The sequence below is a fragment of the Xanthomonas fragariae genome (assembly GCF_017603965.1).
Lineage (GTDB): Bacteria > Pseudomonadota > Gammaproteobacteria > Xanthomonadales > Xanthomonadaceae > Xanthomonas > Xanthomonas fragariae_A.
In genome coordinates, this window is the sequence record NZ_CP071955.1 from 3204853 (window position 1) to 3219447 (window position 14595).

The window sequence follows — 14595 nt, forward strand, 5'->3', positions numbered from 1 at the left end:
AATTTTGCCACCGGCGAGACAAGATTCAAGGGGTTTTGTTAGACGCTCTAAGGACATGTCCAGCCGCTGGGGCATGTTGTGAATTTTCTTTCGTACGCCAACGGAAACTGTGGGTTTCCTACGAAGTTGGTCGCGATAGTGATCTTCGGGCCGTTCACCACAGCCGAAGTATTGGGAACCGTCAGCTTTTGAGCGACACACGTCTTCCCGTCGCGATTTACACGATAGCCTTTTTCAATGCCGCGCATGGCTGCGTCTTGAAAAACAGGGTCTAAGAGAACCGTCGCGTTTACGGGGTTTGAATGAAATCCAACTTCAACCAGTACTGCAGGTACCTCGACCGCATGCGTGTTCTCACCATATTCGGCCGACGCTTCCGCCGCGCGAACCAGCCATTGCTCATAGCCTGGAGTAGCATTGATGACCTCTTTCATCGAGCAAGACACGGCATCGGCGAGTAGCTTGCTGGACGCGCTACCTGTTGCATATAAGATCTTTGATCCGGTGCCTGTCGTTGATCCGGCATCAGTGTGTAAGCTCACGATGGCCTTGGCTTTCAGATATCGTGCGTATCTCGGTCGCGATCGAATATCTGATCCGATCTCATCGGCGGGAAGCGATCCCCACATATCTTTTTCGTTCGGCAGTATCCTGGCAAGATGGTATTTTGCTGCCAACTTCCACCAAGCAAGCTTTGTGGCGGATTCAATTGTTTCCGATGTTGAGCGCGGGAATGCCACAACTTCCTTACTTCTAGTCTGGAGGTGTGTAGCAAGCTTGCTGGCGAGGGTTGGGTTGTCTATGTCTTCATGCCAACCATTAATCAGCTCCCGCTGCCAGCCCCAGCCGCCACCTTTTGCTTTGGTGCGACCGTGTCCTGCCGAAACCACCACAGGGGCCTTTGCCTCTGCGCTTGGAGAAATTGTCTGCTTCTTATTGCTCGGTTCCCACTTTTCTTGAGGGAACAATTTGTCTGTAGAAATTCCACCAAAAGTACAAGATGTTCCCGTAAAGCTTAAATTGCCAGTGAGTATTTCCGTGGCAACGCCGGTTATCTGATGCAACTGATCTTCTAGTTCACCCGAGATGTGGCTATCTCCCTTCGGGACAAATCCTTTGCCAAGCTCGATTAGAACCATTCCCGTTTTACTATCGAAGCGAACATCAACAGGCGACACGACCTGACCAGGGAGGCGCTTTTGACTAGCTATAGTCTTTTGAAGCTCTGCTTTCAATAATTTGCTGAGCTCGGTGCGCTGATCCGCTGAGAGATTGGCAACATTTGGCAACACCTGCTGGGCCATAACCGGCATCGTAGCGAGCATTCCAGCTGAGAGCGAGAATACGAGACAGGCGGTGCGGAGGTTGGTGAGCTTGCTAGACCTGTTGCGGTCAAATTTCGATTCCATGACATCACTCCTTAATTTCGGGGGACGGGAATGCCCCGGATCGGTGCAGCATTCCGTTGCCTCCCCGACGTCAAGCTACCCACATTTTCTTTCCGCGTCAAAAACCTGGCGCCTCGAATGTGCGCGTGGTCATCATTGCTCGTGCAATGCGCTCGAGCCGTAATGCTCCTGACTTGCCTTCTTCACCCACCTAAAATGTTCAGTCCCGGCATTAGATGGATCGGATTCACATTGAACCGCTCGGGCTCGGATGTCCACTGTTTGCAGATGAATTCGTACGGTGTCAGACCCTTCAGGGCTTTGAGTCTGCGAGCGAAGTTGTAGGCGTCGATGAAGTTGGCCAAATGCTGTTGCAGTTGTGCGTGGTCGTCGTAATGGAAGCGTTTGACAGTGGCTTGCTTGATCGTCCGATTCATCCGCTCGACCTGCCCGTTGGTCCAGGGATGCTTGACCTTGGTCAGGCGATGTTCGATGCCGTGCTCCTCGCAGAGGCGACTGAAGAGATGCACGAAGGCGTAGCGGTCGGAACTGCGGTTGGTGAACTGGATGCCGTTATCCGTCAGAACCGTATGCAGGGTGTAGGGCACCGCCTGAATCACATTGCGCAGGAACTCAGCTTGTTGGCCGAGGGATGAAGCTCGGTGAGCGCAAACTTGGACGTTCTGTCGATGGCCACGAACAGATAGAGCTTGCCCTGGGCCGTCTGCAGCTCTGCGATGTCGATGTGGAAGTAGCCAATCGGATAGTGCTTGAACTGCTTTTTGGCAGGTTTGTTGCCTTTGATGTCTGGCAGTCGCGAGATGTCATGGCGCTGCAGGCAGCGGTGCAATGATGAGCGCGTCAGATGCCGGATGCTCGGCTGCAGTGCGTGGAGACAGTCGTCCAGCGGCAGCAATGTGTGCCTGCGGAAGGCGACGATCGCCGCCTCATCCTCAATGGACAACACCGTGGAACGTGGGTGCGTCGGCCCAGTTGGCAGATCCGCAACCGAACTGCGCTTCTTCCACTTCGCCACCGTCTTTTGATTGATGCCGTAGCGCTTGGAAAGCGCTCTCAGGCTCTCTTGACTCTGTTGTATCGCTCGACGGATCGCCTCTGTCGTGGTGGCGCTCCCATGCAGAACCTGGCCCATAGTGCTTCCTTCCATTCGAGGGAAAATAATGCACCATCAAAGCCTGGGATCAAACACCTAGTAAAATGAGGAAGAGCTACCCGAGCGACATCAGTCGCGATCAATGCGACGTCATCAAGCCGCTGTTGGAAAGCGCGCGTAGAAGAACCAGTCCCAGGCGAGTAGACCTGTATGAGGTGTTCTGTGCGGTGTTGTACCTGCTCAGAAGCCGCTGCCAGTGGCGCATGCTGCCCGAGGAGTTTCCTAAATGGCGCACAGTGCATGCGTACTTTGCCATCTGGAGTGAGCCGCGTGAAGGTGGCAGCCTGCTGGAGCAGGCTTTAAAAAAATCAGGTTGGCGCGGCCCGCGCGCGACAGGGGCGCAGCGCTTGCAGCAGATTCTTGATCATCCACGCGCAGAGCGTGAAGAACGCGGACACGGCAGGCTTGAAGGGCGATGACGCGGGCAAGAAGGTGTCGGGGATCAAGCGGCACATCGCGGTGGACACGCAGGGGCTGCCGCACGCGGTGGCAGTGACCACCGCCGAGGTGACGGACCGCAAAGGGGCGTTGCAGGCGCTCGAACGCTGCACATCGGGCCTCAAGCACGTGCAGAGTGTGTTGTGCGATAGCGGCTACGTGGGTCAGCCCTTTGCGCAGGGCGTGCGCGAAACACTCGGTGACCACGTCACGGTGCAGATCGCAAAACGCAGTGAGTTGCACACCTTCAAGATCATGCCAAAACGCTGGGTCGTGGAGAGCAGCTTTGCCTGGCTGGAGAAAAACCGCAGGCTGTGCAAGAACTGCGAGCGTTGGCTCAACACCAGCTTGCAGTTCATTCTCCTCGCATTCCTCGCTATCTCGCTCAGAAGACTTTGAACACGTTCTTAAGAGCGGCTAACAAAACGACTGCGCTCACCGCCAGGCGGGCGCGGCCGGTGCTCGGAATCGGCATGTACCACGCGTACACTGCGGTTCTTGCGCGCCATCCGCACCCACCTGACGACTGCTCGCTACGTTTTGTTAGCCGCTCTTACTGAATCGGCGCAGCTTGAGCATAGTGCCTGAACGGCCTCATCCAACAGCGGAGAGCGCTGTATCGAGATCACGATTGCTCGCTACATCCGAAGCATCTGCATCGTCGGCATGCCACGACGTGCTCACTGCTTTTGTACCCGATCCAGCGCCGCAATCAAAAACGTTGGCCTGTCGGCAGGTAGCGCCATTGGCCGATCGCCAGCTTGCCTAGCGACACCCCGCCTATGCGTAGCCGACGAATGCCAACCATCTCCAGCCCCACTTCACCGCACATGTAGCGGAGCTGGCCTGGCTGCACGTGCTTGATCGCAAACCGCAGCCGCTCTTCGTTTTGCCAGCTCACCTTGCACGGCGACAGACTGCGCTGTTGATAGACCAGGCCATGCGCCAGCCGCGCCATGCCGTACGGGCGCAGTTCGCCGCGCACTTCCACCAGGAATTCCTGCTCGATGGAACTGGCATCGGCGCTCAGCCTGCGTAGCACGCGACCATCCTGGCTCAGTACCAACAGGCCGCTTGCCTCATCCTCCAGCGGCAGCGGTGCGTTGAGGCGCAGAAAGTGCTGTTTCAACACGCGCATTTCGGACTGGTCCAGCGCGCTACGGGTCACCGGGGTCACCAATGCCAACGCCGCCTCGGTCGACACGCCGGCAGCTTTGTGCAGCAGCAACGTGGCAGGTTTGGAATGCTCAAGCACTGCGTCCGGGGCCAGGGTTACCTGCGCTACGGTCGCCAAGGCCTGCGGCTCTTCGACTATCACCCCGTTTACGCCGACCCAGCCACCCTCGATGTACTGCCGGGCCTCGCCACGCGAGCAGCCAAACGCGGCGGCAACGCATTTATCGAGACGGATCGGATCGGACATTGCGCAAGCTCAGCATCAGGGGGGCGGCAGTGTACGTGCTGGGTCCATGCGACGCGAGCCGAACGCACCCGATGTAACGCGCTGTGCCGGCACTCGTGCGTGGCTGCATTGCAAATGGTCCGCGCCGACTCAGGATCGCGTCGGCGACGCCGTAATTGGTGTCCTTGTCGTTCCTGTACACCCGCATCGCCACGACGCTACTACGCCGCCTGACAAAGTGGGAAACTCAGCGCTCACACAGGAGATTGCAGATGTTCATCAAGTTCGGCACCACCCAGGTCCGCCTCAACCATATTTCCGTCATCAGCGACCCATTCAACGCAGGCGAAAGCTTCGGGTCGTACTGCCACTCGGTCCGGGTTGGACTGATCTCCGGCGCCGAAGTGTTTGCACGCTTCAACAGCGAGAGCGGCGCCGAGCAGCTCCATGCCGAGGTGCTTGCTGCGCTGGAAGGCTGAGCGCAAGAGCACGATAGTTGCGCCACGCTTGTTGCGCACGATGGATTGATGGCTCGATAAGCAGTGGTATTCGGCATGAAGGCGCATCTTGGCGTAGATGCGGTCTTCAGGCTGGCTCACCATGTCCGTTGCACAGTCGCCAATGTCACGATGACGCACGCGATGATACATAGAGCACTGAGACACGCAGGTCAGCTCCAAAATATCAGCGCTGACCCGGTTCTCCCAGGTCAGCCTGTCGTGCGTCCGCGACTGCAGGAGCAAACGCGCATCCGCAAGGCTGGTGGCATTGGTAAACGACTGACGCGCCAACGACTACGGCATGACCAGCGAATTCTTAACTCTGTGATTGAGCTCGTTTATCAGCAACTGCAGATGCTGCTCTGCTGTCTGTGCTCGGTGATATCACGCGTGGCGCCGACGATCACTTCGACCTTGGCATCGGGCTCAAATACGAATAGGAAGATGTAGTTGTGACAGGCAGACCCTTGTGTCGTACGTAGAAACGTCACCTCCCCACACACACCGTCTTACGCGTCGCGATCACACATTCGATCTCTTCATCATGCATGGCCACATGCCAGGACTCGTGGCCGAGCTCAAGACACGTCTTGCCGCAGGCGTCTTCCCAGCGCATGCCCCACATCGTCTACAACGCCTGATTGGCGTAGACGAAACGGTGCTGGGTATCGAACACATGCAAAAGGTCCGGCGTTGCCCTCAACAGAGCTTCGTAAATGCACGACTTCGCTGCGTCTTCCTGATGCTCAGCCATTACGTCATGGTCCTGAAGTTTGACCGCGCAATAAATCGACGTACATGAAGGCGTGATCTTGCAAATCTCACATGCGGGTGGATGCCTTTGCAGCCCTTTTGCACACGAGTAAGAGTCAGCAGTATCGGCCTAACCCCCAAAGTATTAGCCGCGACGCATGCCATGGGGGCGTGCGGTGGGTGCACGGCGAATGCGCAATGCTGCAGCGAAGACGCGCTCGTCGCACACAAGTAGCGCATGCCCTATCACGCTAGTGGATCGGCATCAGCGTTGGCGAAACAAGAGCCCATTTTCGCTTTGCGCCTTAACCAAGACGCGAAACCAAGCATGCGCGCATCCGTTGGCAAGGCCGCTTTTTGCGTCCAGCGGCTGGCTAGCTTATCGCCCTCCATCTCCGTCCCTGATAGCCTTTCTACCTATTCCGCTGTCATCGCTGATCCGTCATGAAAAAAGCCGTTGTTCTGTTGTCCGGTGGCATGGACTCCGCCGCCGCCGTCGCGCTCGCGCAGGAGCAAGGCTTTGCCGTGTACGCCTTGAGCCTGCGCTATGGCCAGCGCCACACCTCAGAACTGGACGCGGCCGCACGTGTCGCTGCCGCGCAAGGCGTCATTACACACAAGGTACTGGACGTGGACCTGCGCAGCATCGGCGGCTCGGCGTTGACAGACGATATCGAAGTACCAGAGGCCGGCGGCGGCGGCATTCCGGTCACCTACGTGCCCGCGCGCAACACCATCATGCTGTCGCTGGCGCTCGGTTGGGCCGAGGCGATCGGCGCCAACGACCTGTTCTGCGGCGTCAATGCGGTCGACTACTCCGGCTACCCCGACTGCCGGCCCGAGTTCGTGCGCGCATTCGAAGTACTGGCCAACATGGCCACCAAAGCAGGCGTGGAAGGCGCCGGACTGCGCGTGCATGCGCCACTGCAATTCCTCAGTAAGGCCGACATCGTCCGCGAAGGAGTGCGCCTGGGCGTGAACTTCAGCCTGACCGTCTCCTGCTACCGCGCCGACGCCGACGGACGCGCCTGCGGCCACTGCGACGCCTGTCGCCTACGCGCCGCCGGCTTCGCGGACGCCGGCGTCCCGGACCCCACGCATTACGCCATTTCGTCTTGACGCCCGTGTAGGATAGAATGCGCACCCCGACGCAATGTCGGGGCAGTGGGCCGTTAGCTCAGTCGGTAGAGCAGAAGACTTTTAATCTTTTGGTCGATGGTTCGAATCCATCACGGCCCACCAATAAAATCAGCAAGTTAGATGGCACCGAAGGTGCTTTTTTGTTACGCCGGGAAATTGCCGGGAAAATTAGTGGTTGCATACAATGTTCCGCGGCTACCAGACATGCATGGCGTAGCTCGTCGTTCCAAGTCGTGATGTTGTCGCGCGCCCCCCTACGCCGCGTCGCCGAGATTCCCTGCTCGCTGGCATGGGCGTCAGTAAGATCAGTTATCTCTGCGCCGCGTAACCGCAAGTTGTAGGCCAGGATCATCACCGCATGCAGATATCATGCACAGTACGGGCCTGCAAAATAGAAATCGCTCTGCAAGCACGCGGTAATGAATTGATGATCGGCGAACTCCTTGCCGTTGTCGGCGGTCAGGGTGTGCACCGTGTGGCGTAGGCCGCCCAGGCGCTGGACGATGGCGTTGCGCACGTTCTCGGCGATGCCGTCAGGCGAGTAGGCCAGCAGATGCAGGCGACTGCGACGTTCGGTCATGCTGACCACCACCGCCTTGCCATGCGAAGCGCGAAGGGTGTCCAGCTCCCAATCGCCGACGGCAATCTGTTCCGGGCTGAAGTCCTCAGCCAGCAAGAGCTCGATCCGGGCGATGCGCTCAGCGTCGATGCGCGCACACCGGCTGGCCTGCGTGCGCCGATGCTCGCTGAGGCGCTGCGCATGATCGGGCAGATACTGCCGAGCGTGCCGGTGACGGCGCAGTTCGCGGCTGATCGTGCTGGGCGCGCGCTCCAACGCATCGGCGATGGCCCGCATCGACATCCCGGTTCATATAACGCATGCAAACGGTATCGTTCTCACAGGTCCAGGCGGCTGGATGACATGGGCAACTCCACTTGGCGGTGAAATCGCTCAGGTCAGGTCGCCTGGACCACGTCACAACCGTTGGTGTTGCGATCCAGAGGTGAAGCCACCGGGCATTTAAGTGGGGTGGGCAGGTAATTGTCATCCTTACCGCGACCCTCAATAGAGCAAATTTGCCGGTTCAATTTTCAGATAACCTTTGAAGTCAAAAGCTTGTTCATCTTCCTTCAAAAAATGCTCCATCGTCCTCACAGAGGTAGCTTCCGCATCGACCCTCAATGCGCCACTAAAAGGGATGCCTATATTCGCCGGCGCGGCCTGATATGCTGCCAAAATAAAATGAGAGCAAAAGGAACCACGGATTCTAGGTTTATTTTCAAATGCCTGACCCGCATATTTTTCACTAGCCCGCTTGGCGCCACCATTGAAACTAGAGTTTCGTAAGATACTAAAAACACTTTTAGGCTTTGAGTAAAGAATCTTCTTTTCTGCGCTCCAGATTTGACCGATCTGAGCAGCCCAATCGCCAAGATTTTTATCCTTTGGCGAGTAAACTTTATACATTCCTTGCCGGATAGGACCCGATGAGGACGACAACTGGGTGCCGCCGCGCATCTCGACAATTTCCGACTCTCCGGGACCATTCGCAGTCATCCTGCCCGTGTTATTTCCCCTTTTCGACCACATAACCGCATGTACCAGCGCAGGATCGCCGGTGTTGTTACGTAACAAGGAAAGCGAGGACAGGCTTTGCCCAATTTTAATCAATTGATGAGTGCAAGTTGTGTTGTCAGGCTGATCAATCAATATAAGAATATCGCCCGCCGAAAGGTCGGTTTTTTTTAATTTACTATTGAACACGGCCGAGACGCCCGGTACTTCATTCGCTCCCTGTGTAGAAGAAACAGGGGATCGTGGCTGAGCGTACTGGGCATGTACCATGCCCGTAGAGGAGGACAGCCCTGCACTACTAAGGTTTACCTGTTGAGGGAGTTCAACTTCGTAACTTGAGACTGGGGTGTATAGCTTACCAATGCGCATGACAGTACCTGAATTTAATTTAAAGTGAGTGGTTCTAACCACTCGCAGGTTCCAAAGATTTCCCAGAGTATGGGGGAGAGTGTTAAATTCTTCGTGTGCAGGCCGGTAACGGTCTAGATAGATATTGAAAATTGAAAACTTTTTCTGGACTCGAATAATGCGATTTTCGGAGCTCAAGCCTCATCATAGCCTAGCGTCCAATAAACGAGCATATGATGGGCCGCCTCATAAAACGGAATTTAAAGCAAGTTAAGCTGGTGGCAGAGCTCGTAATGGCCTGAACCTTTCCGCACCGACTTTGGTACGGTTGCGCCACAGGTAGTTGCCGGTAAAGTTAAATATGCTCGCAGCCCAGTTCAGTGTGGTTCAAGGAAATGTTCCAGGGAAGCAACTCGCTCACCCGATTGAAGGGGTGTTCGGCAATGTGCCGTAGCACATAGGTCAGATATGCCTGCGGATTTAGAACGGCTGACAAAACCCATTGAATATTGTCTCACCGGCGGCAAAATTGCGGACATGACACGTCGCAAAGAGATCCGCCATTGCGCTGTGGAAGCGCATCGAGCCACTGATTGCGCAACTGAAGCGTTCGTCCAAAGGTGGACGGCCGCGTCTGAGTGATCAGCAAGCCCTCAACGGCATTGTCTATGTCCTGCGCACAGGCGTGCCATGGGAAGACCTGCCTGTGGAACTCGGTTATGGCAGCGGCATGACCTGCTGGCGCCGGTTGCGTGATTGGCAGGCCGCAGGTGTGTGGCATCGTCTGCATCAATCGTCTGCATCAGGTGTTGCTGGCCGAGCGACGTCGCGCCCAGACGCTGGATCTGAGCCGAGCAAGTCTGGACGCCGCCAGTGTGGCCTCCCCCCGGGGGGCGCCTACACCGGGCCAAACCCGACCGACCGCGGCAAACGCGGCAGCAAACGGCATCTGATCGTCGATCGCAACGGCGTGCCCTTGGCGGTGTGCGTCACCGGCGCCAATCGGCACGACTCGGTCGTGTTTGAGGAGTTGCTTGATGCCTTGCCTGCTATCTCCGCAAAACCAGGGCGCCCGCGTCGCGGGCCAAGCAAACTGCATGCCGACAAAGCCTACGACATCGAACGGTGTCGCACCTCCCTCAAGCAGCGCGGCATCATTGCGCGGATCGCACGCAAGGGCATTGAGCGCAATGACCGGTTGGGCCGTCATCGCTGGGTCCTCGAGCGCACGCATGCCTGGTTCGCAGGCGTGGGCAAACTGCGCATCCGCTTTGAACGCCGCATCGATCTCCACTTGGCGTTGCTCTGGCTTGCTTGCTCCATCATCTGCTGACGGCCTCTTCCTCGGTTTTGTTAGCCGCTCTTAGTCGCTACGCGTTCAGCTTCTTCGAACTCGATCTCACCGCCAATTTCGATTGCCTTAACGGGCGTGCTGCGAAGGGCTGCTACAGCTCTCTCAGATTGCTGATCCTCAAGGAAAACAAAATCCTAGTGGTCAAGCAACTCGGCTTCTTTTATAAGCCAGTTGAGGGGGCTCTCCAATTGAGCCGACCTTAGCGAGGTGCTCCCTATGAACATCACATGGCGCTCGAAGAGCGCAACGTAGAGGATCGACTCACAAACTCGCGCGGCGCCCCGCCCTCACTCCCACCGGCAGCGCATCCAGTTTGTAGTCTTGAGTCGCATCATCGAGCTCAAGGAACTTCTGTTGCTAGTGTTGCTAGCCAGGCGTGTAAAGCATCAGCTTGCCAACAACCATCCCTAAGCTCGACCGCACACCTGTCAGTACAGTCCGCGTGCCGTTCTGCGCATCTATCTGCTCACGACGCTGGACGCTGCCCAAGCGAGTGACTGCCTGCTGGACCAGACTTTGCAAGTCATGGCTGCTTTTTCGCAAGTAGTCAGCCTTCTCGTACCGCAGCGTCCTTGACTTGGTGCTGGACATCCATTTGTCTCCCGAATCAGGGGAATTTTTCCGACTATTTTCCTGACATATAGAAAAACAGCCACTTCGCTTGCGCTAGGTGGCTGTTTTAATTGGTGGGCCGTCAAGGATTCGAACCTTGGACCTATTGATTAAGAGTCAACTGCTCTACCAACTGAGCTAACGGCCCTGAAACTGGTCGCACATTGTACATGTATTTTTACTTTGTTGCAACACTCCGCGAGGCATCGCGTCCAACTTTGCTGCAATCACCTGCAATCAGTGGGGTGGCTGAGGGGACTCGAACCCCCGACATCTGGAATCACAATCCAGTACTCTAACCAACTGAGCTACAGCCACCACTGAAAACCTGTTTTCTAACGTACTACCGATGGCGCGCCCGACAGGACTCGAACCTGTAACCGCCGGCTTAGAAGGCCGGTGCTCTATCCGGTTGAGCTACGGACGCCCGGACCGAACTTCGCATTCCCACGCTGCCAAAAGCATACGGGAATGGTCGGGGTAGAGGGATTCGAACCCCCGACATCCTGCTCCCAAAGCAGGCGCGCTACCAGACTGCGCTATACCCCGGCGGGACCTTTCAAATCCCGAAGGCTCGAAAGGTCGGTTATTTTGAGAACGATTGGCCTTGCTGTCAATCACCGTGTGTAAATTAGATGATCCGGTATCCTCGCAACAACGCTTGCCAACTCGGCAAGCACCTACATTTCTAAGGAGAACACGCATGCGTAGCGGTAACCCGGCCCTTCGGGAATCCACGTTTCTCGACCTCGGCTCCGGCTCGGTGGTCACGCGCGATGGTCAGGCGATGACCCTCAACGGCACCATCAACAAAACTGGGGCGCTGTTGTTGATGGCTGTGCTCACCGCAGCGTTTGCCTGGTCGCAGTCGATCGGTGCGGACGGCATGCCGCTGCCTGCGGCCAAGCTGTACATGATTGCCGGTGCGATCGGTGGGTTGGTGTTCGCACTGGCCACCAGCTTCAAGCCGAGCTGGGCACCGATCACCGCGCCGCTTTACGCGCTGGTGGAAGGCTTCTTCCTGGGTTCGATCTCGGCGGTCTATGAAACGCGTTTCAACGGCATCGTGTTCCAGGCGGTGCTGCTGACCTTCGGCACGATGTTCGCACTGCTGTTGGCGTATCGCAGCGGCATGATCAAGGCCACCGAGAACTTCAAGCTGGGTGTGGTCGCAGCAACCGGCGGCATTGCGTTGGTCTATCTGGCCACCATCGTGCTGGGCTTTTTTGGTGTGCGCATCCCTTTCATCCACGATTCCGGCCTCATCGGGATCGGCTTCAGCCTGTTCGTGGTGGTCGTTGCCGCACTGAACCTAGTGCTGGATTTCGACTTTATCGAAAGCGGCGTGGAACAGGGAGCGCCCAAGCACATGGAGTGGTACGGCGCGTTCGGCCTCATGGTCACGCTGGTGTGGCTGTACATTGAGTTTCTGCGGTTGTTGTCGAAGCTGCAATCGCGTAACTAAGCGAGGAATGGGGAATCGTAAAAAGCGGATTTCTTGCGCGCTATGGTTTCAAACAAAAAGAAAGGGCGCCTGGGCGCCCTTTCTTTATTTGCTGTCGCTGTGTCGCTCAGCAATCTGCGAACAACGTACGACGTGGTGAGTGACCTTAGAATTTTACTTAATCGCGACGATCTTCCATCATAAAAATCAATCACTTACGCATAGCGGCGATTGCCTCAGTTGCTGTTCGAAAGCGCATGGAAGCGTTGTTGAGAGCTTGCTTAGAGGCGGCTGGCGATGGCTTTGGCGAAGCCCATGGTGTTGCCGGTGCCGCCCAAGTCTGGGGTCAGCGAGTCCTTGGCTTCCAGGGTGGCCACGATGGCCTCGCGCAGGCGCTCGGCATTCTGCGGCTGGCCGATGTGGTCGAGCATCTGCGCGGCGCCAAGCAGCAGCGCGCACGGGTTGGCCTTGCCCTGCCCTGCGATGTCCGGCGCTGAGCCGTGCACGGCTTCGAAAATCGCCGCGTCCACGCCGATGTTTGCGCCAGGAGCCAGGCCAAGGCCGCCGACCAGACCGGCGCACAGGTCGGAGATGATGTCGCCGAACAGGTTGGTGGTCACGATGATGTCGAACTGTTCCGGACGCATTACCAGCTGCATGCAGGTGTTGTCGACGATCATTTCCTGGAATTCGATTTCCGGGTACTGCGCTGCCACGTCACGTGCCACCTTCAAAAACAGGCCAGAGGTTGACTTGATGATGTTGGCCTTGTGCACCGCGGTGACCTTCTTGCGGCCGGTGGCGCGCGCCAGGTCGAAGGCGTAGCGCACGATGCGCTCGGAGCCCTTGCGGGTGACGCGGGCGCCGGAGACGGCGACTTCCCCATCGGCCGATACTTCCTGGCCTTCGCTCAGATAGGCGCCTTCGGTGTTCTCACGGACCGTGATCAGGTCCACTCCATCGGCAAAGCGTGACTTGGTGTTGGGAAACGATTTGGCCGGACGCACGTTGGCGTACAGGTCAAACTTGCGACGCATGGCCACGTTGATGGAGCTGAAGCCATCACCGACCGGCGTGGTGAGCGGGCTTTTCAGGGCGACCTTGTTCTTGGTGATCGAGGCCAGAGTGGACTCGGGCAGCAGATCGCCGTGCTTTTCCAGCGCGACCAGGCCGGCGTCAGCGTATTCGTAGGTCAGGCCAGCTTGCAGCGCGTCGAGCACGAACAGCGTGGCATCCATGATCTCCGGGCCAATACCGTCGCCGCGGATGACCGTGATTGTCTGCGTCATAACGTTGGGTTTCCGAACTTAAGGGGGAGCGCCAGCCGGAAACCCGGCAGATCGGCGCAATGAGGTTTCATCGACAATTATGCCCGATGCCGGTGAAGGCGCCCAAACCGACCTTGGTCTAAAAACGATCGACAACCGCCCCAACGCAATGCGCCGCCTCGGTGGGCGGCGCATTTGAGTCATGCCTGGCAGACGATCAGGCCTGCGTCAGTCGTGCGCGTGCTGCGCCGGTGCCTGTGCGCCGCCTTCGAGCTGGTCGAGAAAATCCACCACGCGGCGCAGATGCGGGATCACGATGGAGCCGCCGACCATCAAGCCGACCGAGAAAGTCTCGAAGAACTCCTCCCGGGTCACGCCAGCTTCTTTGCACTGGGCGACGTGATAGCTGATGCAGTCGTCGCAGCGCAGCACCATCGAGGCGACCAGGCCGAGCAGCTCCTTGGTCTTCACGTCCAGGGCGCCGGCCTGATAGGTCTGCGTGTCCAGCGCGAAGAAGCGGCGCACCACCTGATTTGGCTCGGCCAGGATGCGCTGGTTCATGCGCTGGCGAAATTCGGTGAACTCGCGCAGTTGGTCTTCCGTGCTGCTTTCGTCACCACTCATGCTTGACCGCTCGCGGTGCCGGCCAGCAACGGTTCGAGCTTGCCGGCGCGGTGCATGGCCATCATGTCGTCGTAGCCGCCCACATGGACGTCGCCGACGAAGATCTGCGGCACGCTGCTGCGCTTGGTGAGCGCAATCATCTTGTTGCGCTCGGCCGGGTCGAGATCGATGCGTACCTCGGTCCAGGTCCGCCCCTTGCTCTTGAGGAAGTTCTTGGTGGCCACGCAGTACGGGCAGATGGCAGAGGAATACAGGGTGATCTGCGGGCCGGTGGCTGCGTCCTGATCGGTATGGTCTTGGCTCACGGGAAACTCTGTGGTTGGTCTGAGGTCTGACAGATGGTACCGGTAGACTGGAATTTCCATCTCGTCGCCGCAACACTGTGGATCAGATAAGGCGACCAAACCCTAGCGAGCGGTCATCGGCTGGGTGAGGACGGCGCGCGGAAGCTGCGGTGTACACGACACCTGCCGCACCGAATACCGGCAGCGCCCGCCTGGCTGACGCGCAGTAATCTTACGGTTGTCGCTCTTTTATTATCGATTCACGCCATTGCGCCGTGCCGCCTGCATGC

Annotated in this window: 14 protein-coding genes, 5 tRNA genes, 1 other RNA gene and 4 pseudogenes; 7 read left to right on the forward strand and 17 right to left on the reverse strand. The window is 57.6% G+C overall.

What is annotated here, in order from left to right; genetic code table 11:
* Positions 1 to 47: 47 nt before the first annotated feature.
* Entirely contained in the window at positions 48 to 1409 is a 1362-nt protein-coding gene (locus tag J5I97_RS15105; RefSeq protein WP_208587407.1) for an N-acetylmuramoyl-L-alanine amidase, read from the reverse strand.
* Positions 1410 to 1591: 182 nt separating this feature from the next.
* Positions 1592 to 2541: pseudogene (locus tag J5I97_RS15110) on the reverse strand (IS481 family transposase).
* A gap of 65 nt (positions 2542 to 2606) precedes the next feature.
* On the opposite strand from J5I97_RS15110, the gene J5I97_RS15115 reads away from it, so the two are divergent.
* A protein-coding gene (locus tag J5I97_RS15115) for an IS5 family transposase (RefSeq protein ID WP_208587408.1) occupies positions 2607 to 3399 on the forward strand; the annotation gives its coding sequence in 2 pieces (ribosomal slippage) (positions 2607 to 2866 and positions 2865 to 3399; 795 coding nt in all).
* A 74-nt stretch (positions 3400 to 3473) separates the two neighbouring features.
* Positions 3474 to 3549, forward strand: a non-coding RNA gene (locus J5I97_RS15120) — sX9 sRNA.
* A gap of 163 nt (positions 3550 to 3712) precedes the next feature.
* Here J5I97_RS15120 and J5I97_RS15125 read toward each other — a convergent pair.
* A complete protein-coding gene (locus J5I97_RS15125) occupies positions 3713 to 4423 on the reverse strand; it encodes an rRNA pseudouridine synthase (RefSeq protein WP_208587409.1) in 711 nt (236 codons plus the stop codon).
* Positions 4424 to 4674: 251 nt separating this feature from the next.
* Between J5I97_RS15125 and J5I97_RS15130 the strand changes: the two genes are divergently transcribed.
* Positions 4675 to 4881 carry a hypothetical protein gene (locus tag J5I97_RS15130; RefSeq protein WP_002812086.1) on the forward strand — a complete coding sequence of 69 codons (207 nt, stop codon included), beginning with the start codon at positions 4675 to 4677 and terminating at the stop codon, positions 4879 to 4881.
* 189 nt (positions 4882 to 5070) lie between these two features.
* Here J5I97_RS15130 and J5I97_RS15135 read toward each other — a convergent pair.
* Positions 5071 to 5656 (reverse strand): annotated as a pseudogene (locus J5I97_RS15135) (PAS domain S-box protein); the annotation flags it as partial.
* 443 nt (positions 5657 to 6099) lie between these two features.
* Here J5I97_RS15135 and queC point away from each other — a divergent pair.
* Both queC and J5I97_RS15145 read left to right on the forward strand, forming a co-directional pair.
* Entirely contained in the window at positions 6100 to 6774 is a 675-nt protein-coding gene (gene queC / locus J5I97_RS15140; protein WP_208587410.1) for a 7-cyano-7-deazaguanine synthase QueC, read from the forward strand.
* A gap of 47 nt (positions 6775 to 6821) precedes the next feature.
* Positions 6822 to 6897 (forward strand) — tRNA-Lys (locus J5I97_RS15145).
* A gap of 103 nt (positions 6898 to 7000) precedes the next feature.
* Here the strand turns inward: J5I97_RS15145 and J5I97_RS20110 are convergent.
* The 5 genes and pseudogenes from J5I97_RS20110 to J5I97_RS15160 form a co-directional block, all read right to left on the reverse strand.
* Positions 7001 to 7162, reverse strand: a pseudogene (locus J5I97_RS20110) (integrase); the annotation flags it as partial.
* On the reverse strand, positions 7163 to 7375 hold the full coding sequence (locus J5I97_RS20655) for a hypothetical protein (protein ID WP_430541842.1): 213 nt from the start codon (positions 7373 to 7375) through the stop codon (positions 7163 to 7165).
* A 191-nt stretch (positions 7376 to 7566) separates the two neighbouring features.
* Positions 7567 to 7657: pseudogene (locus tag J5I97_RS20660) on the reverse strand (helix-turn-helix domain-containing protein); the annotation flags it as partial.
* Between the two features lie 201 nt (positions 7658 to 7858).
* Entirely contained in the window at positions 7859 to 8740 is an 882-nt protein-coding gene (locus J5I97_RS20115) for a hypothetical protein (RefSeq protein ID WP_238135550.1), read from the reverse strand.
* A gap of 334 nt (positions 8741 to 9074) precedes the next feature.
* The gene (locus J5I97_RS15160) at positions 9075 to 9176 is read right to left on the reverse strand and encodes a hypothetical protein (protein WP_430541843.1); all 102 of its coding nucleotides are present in this window, start codon (positions 9174 to 9176) and stop codon (positions 9075 to 9077) included.
* Positions 9177 to 9320: 144 nt separating this feature from the next.
* Here J5I97_RS15160 and J5I97_RS15165 point away from each other — a divergent pair, with 144 nt between their 5' ends.
* Entirely contained in the window at positions 9321 to 10052 is a 732-nt protein-coding gene (locus J5I97_RS15165; RefSeq protein ID WP_238135741.1) for an IS5 family transposase, read from the forward strand.
* A gap of 387 nt (positions 10053 to 10439) precedes the next feature.
* On the opposite strand, the gene J5I97_RS15170 is transcribed toward J5I97_RS15165, so the two are convergent.
* The 5 genes from J5I97_RS15170 to J5I97_RS15190 form a co-directional block, all read right to left on the reverse strand.
* Entirely contained in the window at positions 10440 to 10664 is a 225-nt protein-coding gene (locus J5I97_RS15170) for a hypothetical protein (protein ID WP_208587411.1), read from the reverse strand.
* 93 nt (positions 10665 to 10757) lie between these two features.
* Positions 10758 to 10833, reverse strand: a tRNA-Lys gene (locus J5I97_RS15175).
* Between the two features lie 93 nt (positions 10834 to 10926).
* Positions 10927 to 11003 (reverse strand) — tRNA-His (locus tag J5I97_RS15180).
* 32 nt (positions 11004 to 11035) lie between these two features.
* Positions 11036 to 11112: transfer RNA gene (locus J5I97_RS15185), tRNA-Arg, on the reverse strand.
* 45 nt (positions 11113 to 11157) lie between these two features.
* A tRNA-Pro gene (locus J5I97_RS15190) sits at positions 11158 to 11234 on the reverse strand.
* 154 nt (positions 11235 to 11388) lie between these two features.
* Between J5I97_RS15190 and J5I97_RS15195 the strand changes: the two genes are divergently transcribed.
* On the forward strand, positions 11389 to 12150 hold the full coding sequence (locus J5I97_RS15195; protein ID WP_208587412.1) for a Bax inhibitor-1/YccA family protein: 762 nt from the start codon (positions 11389 to 11391) through the stop codon (positions 12148 to 12150).
* A gap of 260 nt (positions 12151 to 12410) precedes the next feature.
* On the opposite strand, the gene J5I97_RS15200 is transcribed toward J5I97_RS15195, so the two are convergent.
* The 3 genes from J5I97_RS15200 to grxC form a co-directional block, all read right to left on the reverse strand.
* Positions 12411 to 13418, reverse strand: coding sequence for an isocitrate dehydrogenase (locus J5I97_RS15200; protein ID WP_208587413.1), 1008 nt, complete (start codon positions 13416 to 13418; stop codon positions 12411 to 12413).
* 207 nt (positions 13419 to 13625) lie between these two features.
* Positions 13626 to 14021, reverse strand: a complete 396-nt coding sequence (locus J5I97_RS15205; protein ID WP_208587414.1) for a carboxymuconolactone decarboxylase family protein — start codon at positions 14019 to 14021, stop codon at positions 13626 to 13628.
* Positions 14018 to 14326 (reverse strand): glutaredoxin 3, encoded by a 309-nt coding sequence (gene grxC / locus J5I97_RS15210; protein ID WP_208587415.1) that lies wholly within the window; start codon positions 14324 to 14326, stop codon positions 14018 to 14020. Before grxC ends, J5I97_RS15205 begins: the two co-directional genes overlap by 4 nt.
* Positions 14327 to 14595: the final 269 nt, after the last annotated feature.